This is a genomic window from Luteibacter sp. HA06, assembly GCF_054061215.1.
The window spans coordinates 4,257,139-4,271,224 of sequence record NZ_JBSSDZ010000001.1; the positions used below are offsets into that span (position 1 = coordinate 4,257,139).

14 protein-coding genes are annotated in these 14,086 nt (G+C 65.1%); 9 read left to right on the plus strand and 5 right to left on the minus strand.

Features of this window, described 5'->3' with window-relative positions; all coding sequences use genetic code 11:
* The first annotated feature begins 79 nt into the window (after window positions 1-79).
* On the plus strand, window positions 80-1,936 hold the full coding sequence (locus ACVWWJ_RS19705; protein WP_456969173.1) for a hypothetical protein: 1,857 nt from the start codon (window positions 80-82) through the stop codon (window positions 1,934-1,936).
* A 220-nt stretch (window positions 1,937-2,156) separates the two neighbouring features.
* Here ACVWWJ_RS19705 and ACVWWJ_RS19710 read toward each other — a convergent pair whose 3' ends face one another.
* The gene (locus ACVWWJ_RS19710) at window positions 2,157-2,549 is read right to left on the minus strand and encodes a hypothetical protein (RefSeq protein WP_159891686.1); all 393 of its coding nucleotides are present in this window, start codon (window positions 2,547-2,549) and stop codon (window positions 2,157-2,159) included.
* A 186-nt stretch (window positions 2,550-2,735) separates the two neighbouring features.
* Between ACVWWJ_RS19710 and ACVWWJ_RS19715 the strand changes: the two genes are divergently transcribed.
* The gene (locus ACVWWJ_RS19715; protein WP_159891688.1) at window positions 2,736-3,512 is read left to right on the plus strand and encodes a ferredoxin--NADP reductase; all 777 of its coding nucleotides are present in this window, start codon (window positions 2,736-2,738) and stop codon (window positions 3,510-3,512) included.
* A gap of 17 nt (window positions 3,513-3,529) precedes the next feature.
* Here ACVWWJ_RS19715 and ACVWWJ_RS19720 read toward each other — a convergent pair whose 3' ends face one another.
* Window positions 3,530-4,180 carry an RIO1 family regulatory kinase/ATPase domain-containing protein gene (locus ACVWWJ_RS19720; RefSeq protein WP_456969743.1) on the minus strand — a complete coding sequence of 217 codons (651 nt, stop codon included), beginning with the start codon at window positions 4,178-4,180 and terminating at the stop codon, window positions 3,530-3,532.
* A gap of 95 nt (window positions 4,181-4,275) precedes the next feature.
* Between ACVWWJ_RS19720 and ACVWWJ_RS19725 the strand changes: the two genes are divergently transcribed.
* The 3 genes from ACVWWJ_RS19725 to ACVWWJ_RS19735 all read left to right on the plus strand — a co-directional run bounded on the left by ACVWWJ_RS19725 (window position 4,276) and on the right by ACVWWJ_RS19735 (window position 7,373).
* Window positions 4,276-5,046 (plus strand): DUF3298 domain-containing protein, encoded by a 771-nt coding sequence (locus tag ACVWWJ_RS19725; protein ID WP_456969174.1) that lies wholly within the window; start codon window positions 4,276-4,278, stop codon window positions 5,044-5,046.
* On the plus strand, window positions 5,046-5,528 hold the full coding sequence (locus ACVWWJ_RS19730; protein ID WP_159891692.1) for a DUF456 domain-containing protein: 483 nt from the start codon (window positions 5,046-5,048) through the stop codon (window positions 5,526-5,528). The genes ACVWWJ_RS19725 and ACVWWJ_RS19730 overlap by 1 nt, the downstream gene beginning before the upstream one ends.
* Window positions 5,529-5,600: 72 nt before the next feature.
* On the plus strand, window positions 5,601-7,373 hold the full coding sequence (locus tag ACVWWJ_RS19735; RefSeq protein WP_456969175.1) for a DUF885 domain-containing protein: 1,773 nt from the start codon (window positions 5,601-5,603) through the stop codon (window positions 7,371-7,373).
* 217 nt (window positions 7,374-7,590) lie between these two features.
* On the opposite strand, the gene trhA is transcribed toward ACVWWJ_RS19735, so the two are convergent.
* Window positions 7,591-8,262 carry a PAQR family membrane homeostasis protein TrhA gene (gene trhA / locus ACVWWJ_RS19740; protein WP_159891696.1) on the minus strand — a complete coding sequence of 224 codons (672 nt, stop codon included), beginning with the start codon at window positions 8,260-8,262 and terminating at the stop codon, window positions 7,591-7,593.
* A gap of 120 nt (window positions 8,263-8,382) precedes the next feature.
* Between trhA and ACVWWJ_RS19745 the strand changes: the two genes are divergently transcribed.
* Both ACVWWJ_RS19745 and ACVWWJ_RS19750 read left to right on the plus strand, forming a co-directional pair.
* A complete protein-coding gene (locus ACVWWJ_RS19745) occupies window positions 8,383-9,210 on the plus strand; it encodes a universal stress protein (RefSeq protein ID WP_159891698.1) in 828 nt (275 codons plus the stop codon).
* A 629-nt stretch (window positions 9,211-9,839) separates the two neighbouring features.
* The gene (locus tag ACVWWJ_RS19750; RefSeq protein ID WP_456969176.1) at window positions 9,840-10,505 is read left to right on the plus strand and encodes a TonB family protein; all 666 of its coding nucleotides are present in this window, start codon (window positions 9,840-9,842) and stop codon (window positions 10,503-10,505) included.
* Between the two features lie 42 nt (window positions 10,506-10,547).
* Here the strand turns inward: ACVWWJ_RS19750 and ACVWWJ_RS19755 are convergent, their stop codons facing one another.
* Window positions 10,548-10,841 carry a hypothetical protein gene (locus tag ACVWWJ_RS19755; protein ID WP_159891700.1) on the minus strand — a complete coding sequence of 98 codons (294 nt, stop codon included), beginning with the start codon at window positions 10,839-10,841 and terminating at the stop codon, window positions 10,548-10,550.
* Window positions 10,842-11,007: 166 nt separating this feature from the next.
* Between ACVWWJ_RS19755 and ACVWWJ_RS19760 the strand changes: the two genes are divergently transcribed.
* Both ACVWWJ_RS19760 and ACVWWJ_RS19765 read left to right on the plus strand, forming a co-directional pair.
* Window positions 11,008-11,586 (plus strand): cysteine dioxygenase, encoded by a 579-nt coding sequence (locus ACVWWJ_RS19760; protein WP_159891702.1) that lies wholly within the window; start codon window positions 11,008-11,010, stop codon window positions 11,584-11,586.
* Window positions 11,587-11,633: 47 nt separating this feature from the next.
* Entirely contained in the window at window positions 11,634-13,028 is a 1,395-nt protein-coding gene (locus ACVWWJ_RS19765) for an FAD/NAD(P)-binding protein (RefSeq protein WP_456969177.1), read from the plus strand.
* A gap of 25 nt (window positions 13,029-13,053) precedes the next feature.
* Here the strand turns inward: ACVWWJ_RS19765 and ACVWWJ_RS19770 are convergent, their stop codons facing one another.
* Window positions 13,054-14,070: a zinc-binding alcohol dehydrogenase family protein gene (locus ACVWWJ_RS19770; protein WP_456969178.1), complete on the minus strand. Its 1,017-nt coding sequence runs from the start codon at window positions 14,068-14,070 to the stop codon at window positions 13,054-13,056.
* Window positions 14,071-14,086 lie beyond the last annotated feature (16 nt).

Sequence of the window (14,086 nt, forward strand, 5' to 3'; positions counted from 1 at the left end):
CGGTGATAAGCGCGAGGGTTCGGGCACGCGCTACACGTACGACTACGCGAACCTGACGCGCAGCTCGACCATCGGCCCGGTGGACAACACCAAGACCGGCGGTACCCTGTGGCTGGGTAAGTACACCGGCTACATCACCGACAACCTCACCGTGAGCGCCAGCTACGGCAAGATGTCGAACAAGAACTACGACCAGCCGGGTGGTGAATACGATCCGACCCTCTCGCGCGTCGATAGCTCGACCATGCAGAATCCGGCGCTGAACGGTGGAAGGCCCATCCAGAACAGCCAGGTCGCCGACATCAGCTCGCCCGGTCGTGGCAACAAGACGAATAACCTCCGCTTCGATGTCGCTTACAAGGCGGGCGATCACACGATCTCGGTCGGTATCGACAATGTGAAGTCGCAGATCCTGGAGTTCGGCACGAACAGCCCGGGTCCTGGCTATACCTGGACCTACGGCCAGTCGAAAGACCCGAACGTCGCGATCGACAACACGCCGGGGCAGAACTTCGTGCCGGCGCCGGGCCTGTTTCCGAATGGCCAGGGCGGCTATTGGGTGAACAAGGCCGTCGTCGCCAACTCGGTGAACGTGCGCTCTGACCAGAAAGCGCAGTACATCGAAGACAAGTGGCAGGTCAGCGATCGCGTCCTGCTCTCGCTCGGCCTGCGCAACGACCAGTTCACCGACTACAACCAGAGCGGCCAGTCCTTCATCAAGCAGACCTCGCCGCAGTGGGCCCCGCGCCTGAGTGCGGTGTGGGACGTCAACGGTGACGGCAGCTTCAAGGTCTACGGCAATGCCGGCCGCTACTACCTTGGCCTGCCGCTGAGCCCGGCCACCGGCGCAGCCGCTGGCTACACGGCGACCCAGCAGTACTACACGTATTCCGGGATCGACCCGGTAACCGGTGCGCCAACCGGCCTCACGCAGTTCAGCGGGGTCGTCTCGGGCAACAACTCGTACGGCATTCCGCCTGACCCGCGCACCGTTGCCGGCAAGGGGCTGAAGGCCGAGAACCAGGACGAGTACATCCTGGGCTTCGACAAGCTCCTGTCCGCCAACTGGACCTACGGCGCCAAGCTGACCGTGCGCAAGCTCAACTCGGTCATCGATGACTTCTGCGATATCGGTCTCGTGACCGACAAGGCTGCTGCACTCGGCTACACCGTCGGCTCGACCAACAGCTGCTACCTGGTCAATGGCGGCCAGGCCAACACCTTCACGATTCTCGACAACGCGGGCAATGCGCAGGAAGTGCCGCTCAGCCGCGAAGAGATGGGCATGCCCAAGCCGAAGCGCCGCTACTACTCCGCCGAGCTTTACATGACGCACGAGTTCGACGGCGTGTGGTACGGCAAGTTCGACTACGTGTTCTCGCGCTCGTACGGCGATACCGAAGGTCAGTCGCGCACCGATACGCGCCAGTCCGGCGCCGCCGGCAGCGTGGACTGGGACAACCAGTACGTCATGGCCAACTCGAACGGCGTGCTCGGCAACGATCACCCGCACGTGTTCAAGGCCTACGGTTACTGGCAGTTCGCACCGGAATGGCAGGCCTCGGGTAACGTCACGGCCGCCAGCGGTGCACCGCAGAACTGCCTGGGTTACTACGGCGACGGCGTGACCAATCCGGATCCGGCCCACTACGGCAGCTCGTACCACTCCTGCGACGGCCATCCGTCACCCCCGGGTGCGGCGGGTCGCCTGCCGTGGACGTTCCAGCTGGATCTCGGCATCACGTACCGTCCGGAATGGGCTGAGTCGAGGCTGGCCTTCGCCGCGAATGTCTTCAACGTCCTGAACCAGCAGCGCCCGACGTTCCGCTACCCGACCGAGTTCTCCTCGCCGGGCACGCCGAATCCGATCTACGGCGTTGGGCTTTACACGCAGGATCCCCGCTACGCGCGCCTGTCCGTTTCGTACGACTTCTAAGAACGCGTAAACCTCTTATCCCTGTGTAACTCTTGCGCCCCCTTCGGACTCCGGCTCCTCCCCAGCCGGTTTCCGAAGCCGGGCGCTCTTTTTTTTTGAAGTAATGTAGGAGCCGCTTCAGCGGCGAAAAACCAACGAAGCGGCGAGGCCAGACTCTCCATCGCCGCTGAAGCGGCTCCCACACATGGGCTGTCGCTGCTGAAGCGGCTCCCACAGACCGCTAGCGGACCTCGCCGGAGGCGGCGACCACCATTTCTATATAGCCGAGAATCTCAGCGATGCTGAGCTCGAAGACACCGGCGTCGCCGTTGTCGTAGGCCTGACGCCAGACGGCGTAGCCGTTCTCCCAGGCCTGGTCCTGGTCGGATGCCGATGTCAGTTCGCGCAGGCTCTTGTCCAGCGTCGTCCGCAGCACCGCGGCGTGGTGCATGGCGGGCTGGGCGCCGCCGGGTACCCGGTGATTGCGCAGCTTCACGCCCAGGATCGAGACGTGAAACACCTCGCCATCCTCGGCTTCGACGCCCATCTTGCGGATGACGACGCGCGAGTCGTCCTCACCGGCACGGTGGTCGTAAGTCCAGACCTGACCCTCGGCGTAGTCGGGCTTCGGCATCGGTGGCACCTTGTTCCAGCGGGGGTTGCATCTTAGAGGTTTGGGGCCCCCGGGGGTTATCGACTATCCTAGGCGCCACGACGCGCGAGGCAGCGCGGCTCCCCGGGCCGCTTCCCCAGCTGATCCCCCGGCTTCCACGCACGGCGCGGAAGCTCCGTCACTACGCATTTGAGGCTCGAACACACCATGGTGGCATTGGCGACCGAGCACGTCATCGACGTGCACCACTGGAACGACACGCTTTTCAGCTTCCGCACCACGCGGGATCCGGGTTTCCGCTTCGAGAGCGGACATTTCGTGATGATCGGCCTGGAAGTGGAAGGCCGGCCGCTGATGCGGGCGTATTCGATCGCCAGTGCCCATTATGAAGAACACCTGGAGTTCTTCAGCATCAAGGTGCAGGACGGCCCGCTGACCTCGCGCCTGCAGCACCTGAAGCCCGGCGACCCCATCATCGTCAGCCGCAAGCCCACCGGCACGCTGGTGCTGAACGACCTCAAGCCGGGCAAGCGGTTGTACCTGCTTGGCACGGGCACCGGCCTGGCGCCGTTCCTGTCGATCATCCGCGACCCGGAAACCTACGAGCGTTTCGACACGATCGTGCTGGCTCATGGCGTTCGCCACGTGAACGACCTGGCCTACTCGGAATACATCGAGAAGGAACTGCCCGAGCACGAGTACCTCGGCCCGCTGGTGCGCGAGAAGCTTCGTTACTACCCCACGGTGACTCGCGAAGACTTCCGCAATCGCGGCCGCATTACCGATGCGATTGCCGATGGCGAGATGGCTCGCACGCTGGGACTGCCGCAGATCAATCCTGCCGAAGACCGGGTGATGCTGTGTGGCAGTCCGTCCATGCTGGACGATATCTGCGTGTTGCTCGATGGCGAAGGGTTTCAGGCATCGCCGCGGACGCGTGAGCCGGGGGATTATGTGATCGAGCGGGCGTTCGTCGAGAAGTGATCCCTGTGGGAGCCGCTTCAGCGGCGGATTCTGCCCTGGCCCTCGTTGTCCCAGTAGCCGAAGATGCGGCGCGCGATGAGCTTGTAGAGGCGCTTGCCGGTGGCGCGCCAGAGTCGGGAATGTGGCGCAGGCGCGGACAGGATCGCCCGCTGACGCGCGGATAGACGTTCGGGCGCATACGTGCGCTTGTGCTTTAGCAGGTGGCGCAGGTCTTCACGCGCCAACAGGCGGAACAGCCTGCCACGGGGTCCACGTGTCCAGGCAATCTGGAAATCCACCAGGCCGGGCGAACCGTCTTCACGCACCAGCCAGTTGGGTTCCTTGGCAAGATCGTTATGCACGATGCCGCGCCGGTGCAGCCGGGCGAGCAGACGCAAGGCATCGCGGTAGTAGGCGGGATCCAGCGGCTTGCCCACCTGCATGGGCTCGCCCGCCATATAGCTGCGCTCGAGCACACGACCATTCCATGCAAGCAGACGCGGCACGCCGTCGATGCCCTCCAGGCGGGCCAGCGCGCGTGCCTCGCGTGCGGCGGCACGCCGCGCGAAAGCGCGTGCCCACCAGCGCGCCGCGGCGATATCGCGACGGATCAGCAGCACGCCGTGGCGCTCCACACGCTCGATGCGGCCGAGTTCGTCGGCTTTGAGTAGGGTGACGATTTCCGTCATCGTGTCGTGCACGCGTTTCCTTCGATTCGTTGACGCTACCTGCGCTGCGGGACGGCTACGCTAAGATGCGAGCCTTGCAGGGAGGAAATGCCGACATGCTGGTGCGACACATCCTGTCGCTGGTCTTTGCCACGGCCGGCCTTGCAGCCTGCCGCGGCGGAACGGACCGGACGAACGGCGGAGACTCGCCGCCGCCCGCACGGGCGAGCGTCGACAAGGATACCGAATCCGGCCAGCAGGGCCTGTATACGATGGAATTGTCGCTGCCCGACCTGCCGTCGAGGGTCGAACCGCTGCGCGCGACCATCGACCGCTACGTGGACCGCCAGAAACGTGCCTTCATGGACAGTCTCGATGCGCCCGGCGCGCGTGCACGCGCCCGCGAGCTGCCCTGGGACCTGAACCTCGACATCGCTGTCGCCTCGCGGACCGACCGCTTCATCAACGTGCAGGTCGATGGCTCCGCCTTCACCGGCGCGGCGCATCCGGCAGCCATCGTGGACAGCTTCACCTACGATGTCGAAAGCCGTCGTGTCATCGGTATCCGTGAGCTTTTCGTCGACCCCCACGCCGCCGAGAAGGCCTTTGCCGCCGAGGCGCGCCGCCAGCTGCTCACCGCCCTGGATGACCAGGACGAACCGCTGGCCTCCGACAGCGAGCAGATCGATGCCGGCACGGAGCCGGGCAGAGACCATTTCAGGGTCTTCAGCCTGCTCACCGGACCGGACAACAAGGTGCACGGCCTGACCTTCATCTTCCCGCCCTACCAGGTGGCCTCGTATGCCGCTGGCCCGCAGGCCGTGGACGTGCCCAGCGATGCCTTCCTTGCGTACCTGAAGCCAGAGTACCGCGGGGCGTTTCGCTGATGGACCTGTTCCTGTACCTGCTCGCCGCCGCCCTGATCGTCGGCGGACTGGCGGGTGCGATCCTCCCGGTGCTGCCGGGTGTCCCGATGATCTTCGGCGGCATCTGGCTGGCGGCCGCCGTGGACGAGTATCGCCACCTGGGCTGGGGCTGGCTGGTGGCGATCGGCATCGTCGCCGCCCTGGGTGTCGCGGTGGACTTCATTTCCGGGTCGCTGGGGGCGAAGAAGATCGGTGCCAGCCCCCGGGCGCTCTGGGGCGCCGGTATCGGCACGACCATCGGTATGTTCTTCGGCCTTCCCGGCCTGCTCATCGGTCCCTTCGCCGGTGCCGTGGCCGGCGAGCTCTGGTCGGGCAAGAGCATCCTGCGCTCGGCCCATGTCGGGGTCAGCACCTGGTTCGGGATGCTGCTGGGCATCGTCGCCAAGGTAGTGCTTTCGTTCCTGATGATCGGCATGGCCGGCGTCGCCCTGCTCTTCAGCTGACGGGCCAATCGGCACATTGGCGGAGGCCCGGTGCAGCGGCTAGTCTCGAAGGATCATCACGGGGAGATACCCATGTTTCGACGACTGACCCTCGCCGCCGCGGTCACCTTGGCCATCGGCGTAGTCCACGCACAGGACACCAAGCCAGCCGACTGGATCGCGCGCAGCAACGCCGACGCCCAGGCCCTGCTCGACATCACGGCCCGTTTCAGCCCGGAATCGGCGACCGATATCGGCGTGAAGGGCTACGACGAGAAAACCGCCGACCTGGGTGCCGATGTCGACAAGCGCCAGCGTGAGGCGCTCGTGGCCGCCCGTGCGAAGTACGCGCAACGACTGGCCGAGGAGAAGGATCCCAACGTCCACCAGGACCTGCAGATCCTGATCAAGCAGATCGACGGCAACATCAAGGGTATCGACCTCAACGACAAATACCTGCTGCCCTGGTATGACGCCGGGCAGATCGTTTTCAGTGGCGAGTTCTCGCTGCTCAACGAACAGAGCACCCCCGAACAGAACCAGGCCGCCCTGGGCCGCCTGAAGTGCTACGTCGGGATGACCGCGGGCTGCACGCCGCTGGTCGACAACGCACGCGCCCGGACCAACGAGAAGCTTGGCGACAAAGCACTGCTCGGCCCGGTAAAAGCCGACGTCGAACAGAAGCTCGGCAACACGCAACGCTACGTCGATGGCATCCGCAAGCTTTTCGTCGAGAAGAAAGTCGCCGGCAGCGACGAAGCCATGGCGAAGCTCGACAAGCAACTGAAGGACTACAACGCCTGGGTGAAGACCACGGTGTTGCCGCGCTCGCGCACGGACTTCCGCCTTCCCGAGCCACTCTACGCGTACAACCTCGAGCAGGTCGGCCTCGACATCGCGCCGCGTGACCTGATCGGCCGCGCCGAACTCGAATTCGCCGAGACGACGTATGCACTGCAGGCGCTCGCGCCGGTGGTCGCCAAAGCCGAAGGCCTGCCGGAAGGCGATTACCGCGATGTGCTCAAGGCACTGAAAAAGAAACAGCTCGCCAAGGAAAAGGTCGAGCCGACCTATCACGCGGTGTTGCTCAAGATCGAAGACACGATCCGCAAGCAGCGCATTGTCGAATTGCCGAAGCGCCAGATGGCGATGCGCCTCGCGTCCGAGGCGGAGAACGCGCGCACACCGGCGCCCCACATGGATCCCCCGCCCTTCGTCGGCAACACGGGCCAGCGCGGCACCTTCGTGCTCACCACCGGCAATCCGCCGACGAGCGGCGAAAAGACCCAGTCGTACGACGACTTCACGTTCGAGGCCGCGGCGTGGACGTTGACCGCACACGAGGGCCGGCCGGGGCATGAGCTGCAGTTCGCCGCGATGGTCGAGCAGGGTGTGTCGCTCACGCGCAGCCTGTTCGCTTTCAACAGCGTGAACGTGGAAGGCTGGGCACTCTATTCCGAAATGGAAATGATGCCGTACGAGCCGCCGGCAGGTCAGTTCATCGCACTGCAGTTCCGCTTGCTGCGTGCCGCGCGCGCTTTCCTCGATCCGATGCTCAACCTTGGCCTGATCGATCGCGAGCGAGCGCACGAGATCCTCGTCAACGACGTCGGCCTGTCCGAACCGATGGCCCGGCAGGAACTGGACCGCTACACCCTCAACAGCCCGGGCCAGGCCACGGCCTATTTCTACGGCTACACGCGCATCCTGCAGCTACGCGCGGAAACACAGACCCGACTGGGCAAGAAGTTCGACCGCAAGGCCTTCAACGATTTCCTGATCGCCCAGGGCCTGCTCCCGCCCGACCTGCTCGCCGAAGCGGTACGCACCCGCTTCATTCCCGAACAGGAAAAGAAAAAGGGCTAGGACGACAAGCCTGGGCTACCAGACTTTTTGCTGGGCTACCAAGCTTTCTGTGGGAGCCGCTTCAGCGGCGATGCTCTGCTGCTCCATGTGGGAGCCGATTCATCGGCGATGCTCTGCTGCTCCATGTGGGAGCCGCTTCAGCGGCGATAGGCCTTGCGGCTTCACCGCTCCGTTGGCTTTTCGCCGATGAATCGGCTCCCACATTTCTTTATTGGCCTCAGCGGACGGGTGCGTCCGGGATGACATAAAGCAGCACCGCCAGGAAATGCAGCACGCTGCCGGCAAGCACGAACACATGCCAGATCGCATGGTGATACGGCAGCTTGCGCGCCATGTAAAACGGAACACCCACCATGTAAGCCAGGCCGCCGCCAAAGAGCAGTATCAGGCCACCGGTTTCCACGTGCTCACGCAGTGGTTCGATCGCGATCACGGCCACCCAGCCCATCAGCACGTACATCAGCACGGCAGCCTTGCGATAACGCTTCAGGATGCCGAGTTCAGCCAGGCTGCCGATGATCGCCAGGCTCCAGATGGTGGTGAAAAGACCCCATCCCCACGCTCCCGGCAGTGCCAGCAGGGTGAATGGCGTGTAGGTGCCGGCGATAAGAAAGAAGATCGCAATGTGATCGAGCGTGCGAAGCACGCGCTTGGCCATCACGCCGGGAATCGAGTGGTAAAGCGTCGACGCCGTGTAAAGCAGGATCAGCGTGCTGCCGAACACCGAACTGGCAACCACGGCCCGTGGACCGCCGTACATCGCCGAGAAGGCGACGAGGATGGCCAGCCCCGCGATGCTCAGTACCAGGCCGATGCCGTGAATGACACTGCTGGCGACTTCCTCAGCGAAGGGATAACTGGGCTGGGCGATTTCGGTGGCCATGGACATTCCGGTAAAGCAAAGAAACGAGGGTAACCGATGCCACCGGTTGTTGCGAAACACTCGCAATTGAGCCAAAGCACCGGACACGGTCATTGACCTTGCGCGCCCGGCGTTGTTCCATGGGCCATGACACTCGAACTGCTCGTGCACATCGGTCGTCTCCCCCCGCAAGGCGCGGGCCTTCGTGCCGCGCTGGCCATCGCGACGCGCATCGGCGCAAGGCTCGATGCCATGCACGTGGTCGACCTGCCTGCCGCAGCCTTCACGGTGCCGGAAGCGGTGCCCATGCAACTGGACGCCGTGCGCCAGCGCGCGACGGATGCCAAGGCGGTGGGCTCGGACTGGACGCAGCTTCTCGAATCCAAAGGGCTCAAGGGCAGCTGGCGCGTGGGTAACGGCGACACCGTCACCCTGCTCTGCCACGCTTCGGCCGGCTACGACATGCTGGTGATGGAACGTTCGTCGACCATGCGTGGCGATGCGCCGGTCGGTTTCGGCGTCGTCTCGCGCACGGTCTTCGGCGCCAGCCGCGGTGTTCTGGTGGTACCCGAGGCAGCCCCGGTGGAGACCCTCGGTGAACACGTACTGGTGGCCTGGAGCGGCAGCCGCGAGTCGGCACTGGCGGTACGTTCTTCCCTTCCCCTGCTGCGCAAGGCCGCTCGCGTCACCGTCATCGATGGCAGCCGCGACGAAGACCTCGACACCTGCGCCCTGCCAGACACCGATATCTGTGGCTGGCTCGACACCCATGGCGTCAAGGCCGAGGTACGCCGGCTGGACGCAGCGGCGCAGTCGTCACCGGGGCCCGCGTTGCTGGAGCTTGCGCATCAGGAGAACGCCGACCTGATCGTCATGGGCGCCTGGGGACGGTCACGGTTGTCGGAGATGGTGTTGGGTGGAACGACACGGTTCCTGTTCATGCAGTCGGATGTGCCAATGCTGGTGGCGCACTGAGGCGGGCCCGGACGTCACGGCGCAGAACCTTCGGTGCCTGGACGTAGCGGCGCAGAGCCTTCGGTGCCCACCCTCGCTGCTCAGACACCCCTCCGCGTTCGAAAAGGAAGGCCGCTCCGCGGCTCATGTATCCATCTGGCCTACGGCCGCTCCACTTGTCGGGAACTCGCCTCGAGGGTGGGCACCGAAGACTCTCCCCAGCCCTGAGGTTCGTGAGGTCGAGCTGACGAAGCAACGCCGCTTCGGCTGCTGGCTCTCCCTCCAGCTGACCGTATCGTCGTGAGAGACCTTGGTGTCCACCCTCGATGCGAGTTCCGGACAAGTGGAGCGGCCGTAGGCCAATAAGAACATGGCCGCGGAGCGGCTTTCCTTTTCGAACGCGGAGGACTGTCTGAGCAGCGAGGGTGGGCGCCAAGGTCTCTGCGCGAGACGACCAAGTGTGCGGCTCACACGGGCCATCGCCGCTGAAGCGGCTCCCACATGGTGTTTTCGAGACGTCTGGACGGCTCTTGCAAGTTCCTTCGAACCCTGCCTACTCTGCAACCGGACCTGAACACGATCCCCGCCGGTCCCCACCGGCCGTGTTCCCGACCATGCCTTACCTTCCCCCACGTTGCAGGAGGTGGCTCATGTCGTTCGCTCGTCCGCAGTCCCTGGCCGGGATTCACCCGGATACCGTCCGCATCGTCGCCATGAGTGCGGCCATTGCGCTTAACGCCGCCGCGCTCATCGCCGTCATGCGACCCATGGTCGCTCACATGGTCGACGCACCGCCGTCGCGCCAACCGTTCGTCATCCAGTTCCTCGAACCGCCGCCGCCGGTCAAGCCGCCACCGCCGATCGAGCTGCAACGCATCGTGCCAAAGACGCCGCCGGTAACGGTGACGCAGAAGCATGTCGCGGCACCACCGGTGATCGCGCCACCGGTTGCCACCGACGAGGGGTCGGCGCCGATGGTTCCGCCGGCACCGGTAACAGACACGATCGCCCCGCCATCGGTGCAGGCCGCGCCGGTCGAAGCCACGCTGGCCTACGTTGCGGCACCCGCGCCGAAATACCCGGCCCAGGCCATTCGCGGCCACATGCAGGGCACGGTGACATTGCGGGTGCTCGTGGACGAGACCGGCAAGCCACTGGACGTCGTCATCGAGTCCAGCAGCGGGCACGACCTGCTCGACCGTGCGGCGCGTGACCAGGTGCTGGCGAAGTGGCGCTTCCAGCCAGCGCAGGTGAATGGGCAGAAGGTCCAGGCCTGGGCGCGGATCCCGGTGAACTTCGACTTGAGAAGTATCTAAGGCCGACCCGAGGACGCCCCGGCAAGCGCCGGGGCCTCCCGATCAGCGATGGGTGGCCGGCATCACGACCACGTCCGGGCGGCGCGACGACCGCGCGATGGCCCAGACGATGAAGGCCAGGAAGGCCACCGGCAGCAGCACGGGCAGCAGGGCAAGGGCGACGACAGGCGCCATTACCAGCATCACCACGCCGCCGACGATGGCGCCGACGATGCTGCCAACGATGCTGAAAACACCGCCAATGATGCCGAACACCAGCTTCAGCACTGCGCCGAGCAGCGCGAAGACCAGCCAGAAACCCGCGGCAAGGACGACGAGCGAGGTGAGGACGATCATGGCTTTACTCTCCGTGGGACGACAGCCGCCAGGGGGCGGTTCCGACAGTTCGATGCGGCCTGCGCCAGAAAAGTTTAAAGCCGATCGCAACCTTCCGGGTTACGAGGGTTTAACGGGTCCCATGCTCCACTTCCCGCCAGTTGATTCATGTGGACGGCCTCGGGCCATGGGCAAGCGTTCTTCCATCCTCAAAACCTTGCGGGACATCGCGCTCGATCATTCGGACGTGGAGCACCCTGACCTCGCCTCGATGGGGCGGGAGATTGGTCGTGTGCTGCATGGCCATAGCGCGGACATCATTGAAGCACTTGGGCCATTGCGCGAGCGGCGCCGCGGCTTTGAACGCTGGATGGTCGCCGAGCGTGCACGCCCCGGCGTCAGCATCCTGATCCTGGCGTGGCCGCCTGGCTATGCCACGCCCGTGCACGATCACGGCGGGCTCTGGGGTCTGGAAGCCATGATTGCCGGCGCGCTGGAGGTGGAGTCTTTCGACAAGGACGACAGCGACCATTCCCTGCGCAGCACTGGCCGTACCTGGCTCGGCCCGGGCGACGCGACGTGGTTCGAAGCCGCGGAAGCTCACGCCCATCGCTGTCGCAATTTGTCGCGCCACGACACGGCGCTCACGCTTCACGTGTACGGTGGCGATCTGGCACAGTACCTCGCGTACGAGCAGCCCGGTCCTTCGGGACACTGGATCGCACGACCGAGGCAATCGATTATTGCGGGACGCCTGACGGCCTGACGGTCTAACGGCCCTCCACCCCTAACCCAAGGGCGAAGGACCAAAGCATGTTTCATAAAGTCGCCATCATCGGCGGTGGCGCGGCAGCGGCGACGCTGGTGAGCGAATTGCTGGAGCGTCGTACGCCCCGGCCGTTGCACCTGAACTGGTACGCCGGCGCCGCGGGCGCCGGGCGCGGCGTTGCGTACGGCACGCCCTCCGAACGCCATCTTCTCAACGTGCGTGCCGCCTCCATGGGCATGTTCGTCAGCAAGCCCGGCGGCTTCCTCGAGTACGCGCAGGCGCTGGACCCGGCCGTGAAGGGCTCAGACTTCCTGCCGCGAAAGCTGTACGGCGATTTCCTGCAATCGCGCGTTGAACAGGCGGTCAAGAACGCCGGGTCCTTCGGCCACGACGTGAACGTCATCCCCTTCATGGCCGAATCCCTGGTGCCTTCGAACGAAGGCATCACGATTGGTTACGGCGATGAAGTGGCGACCGCGGAAGCGGCCGTGCTGGCGATCGGCTCACTGCCGCCTCGTCCCCTGCCGGGTGTCGAAGACGCTGCCATCGCCAGTGGCCGGTATGTCACCGATCCCTGGCCGTACCTCGTCTCTGCGCCTGCCGACGAACGTCCGCTGCGCGTGCTGGTGATCGGCCTGGGCCTTACGGCGGTCGATGTGGTGCTCGAGCTGTCCACGCGCTGGCCCAACGCCAGCTTCACTGCGCTCTCGCGTCACGGCAAGCTGCCGGAGCCCCACCTCGCCTCTGCGTCCGCTCCCGGCACCAACGACGGGGACCTCGTCGAGACCATGCGCGACGATCCGAACATCCGTGCGTGGATGCACAGCCTGCGCGACGCCGCGGCACAAGCCGACGACTGGAGAACGCTGGTCGACGGCCTGCGTCCGCATACACAATCGCTCTGGGCCGAGCTGCCGCAGGCCGAACGCGCGCGTTTCCTGCGTCACGTTCGCTGGGCGTGGGAACGCGCGCGCCACCGCATGCCGCCGCAGGTCGCCGCCTCCATCGCCGCGCTCGAGAAAGCCGGCCGCCTGACGCGTGGTCGTGGACGCATGCGTGGCGTGTCGCTATCGGTCGAGGGAGCGCTGGACGTGCGACGCGCCCTTCCGGGTGGCGGCGACGCCGTCGAGTCCTACGATATCGTGATCCAGACCGTTGGCCTCAACACCGACACGTTGCGCACCGAGCATCGCCTGGTCCGCCAACTTGTCATCGACGGCCTGGTGAAACCCGATCCGCTCGGCCTGGGCTTTGCCGCCCTGGCGGACGGCCATCTGCTCGACGGCAACGGCCGGCCACGGTCGAACCTGTTTGCGATCGGCAGCCTGCTTCGCGGCGCGCTGTGGGAATCCACCGCGATTCCGGAAATCCGCAAACAGGCACAGAGCGTCGCCAACATGCTCATGGCCGAAAGCGCCGAGCGAGCGCACGCGCGCTAACCCGGCGCCAGAGACGGGTCGCCTCTCAGGCAAACCCTGCGAGGACGACCTTGCCGATCGTCTTTCCACTCTCGAGCATGGTGTGCGCCTTGCGCAGGTTGGCTGCGTTTATGCCGCCGACGTTCTCGCGCATGGTGGTGCGGAGAACGCCCGCGTCCACGAGGTTGGCCGCTTCGTCGAGAATGCGACCCTGCTCGCCCATGTCATCGGTGTGGAACAGCGAGCGCGTGTACATCAGCTCCCAGTGCAGCGAGAGGCTTTTGCGCTTCATCAGGCGGATGTCGATCGGCTCGGCGGGATCGTCAATCAGGCCGAACTTGCCGTGCGGTTTGAGCAGCTCGACCAGCGCGGGGAAATGATCTTCCGTGCGCGTCAGGCCCAGCACGTAATCCACGCCATCGGGGGACACCGCACGCACTTCATCGACCAGCGACTTCGAGTGGTCGACCACATGGTGCGCGCCCATCGCTTCCACCCACTCACGGGTTTCCGGACGCGACGCGGTGCCGATCACGGTGATGCCCGTCAGCTTGCGCGCCAGCTGCACGGCAATCGAGCCCACGCCACCGGCGGCACCGACCACCAGCAACGTCGCCGGACGCCCCTGCGTGCCGTGCGGAATACCCATCCGCTCGAACATCAGCTCCCACGCCGTCACGGTCGTCAGCGGCAGCGCGGCGGCCTCGGCCATGCTCAAGGTGGAGGGCTTGCGTCCGACAAGGCGCTCGTCGACCACGTGGAACTCACTGTTGGCACCGGGCCGATCCAGCGCTCCGGCGTACCACACGGCGTCACCCACCTTGAAGCGACGGACTTCGGGGCCGACGGCGACCACCGTACCCGCGACGTCCCAGCCGAGCACCTTGTCGACACCTTCCGGATCGGTGTTCTTGCGAATCTTGGTATCGACCGGATTCACCGAGATCGCCTCGACCTGGACCAGCAGGTCGCGGCCGTGCGCTTCAGGCTTGGGCAGTTCGATGTCGAGCAGGCTGTTTGAATCGGCGATGGGAAGCGGTTTGCGGTAGGCGATAGCTTTCATTCGAGCTCTCCTGGAA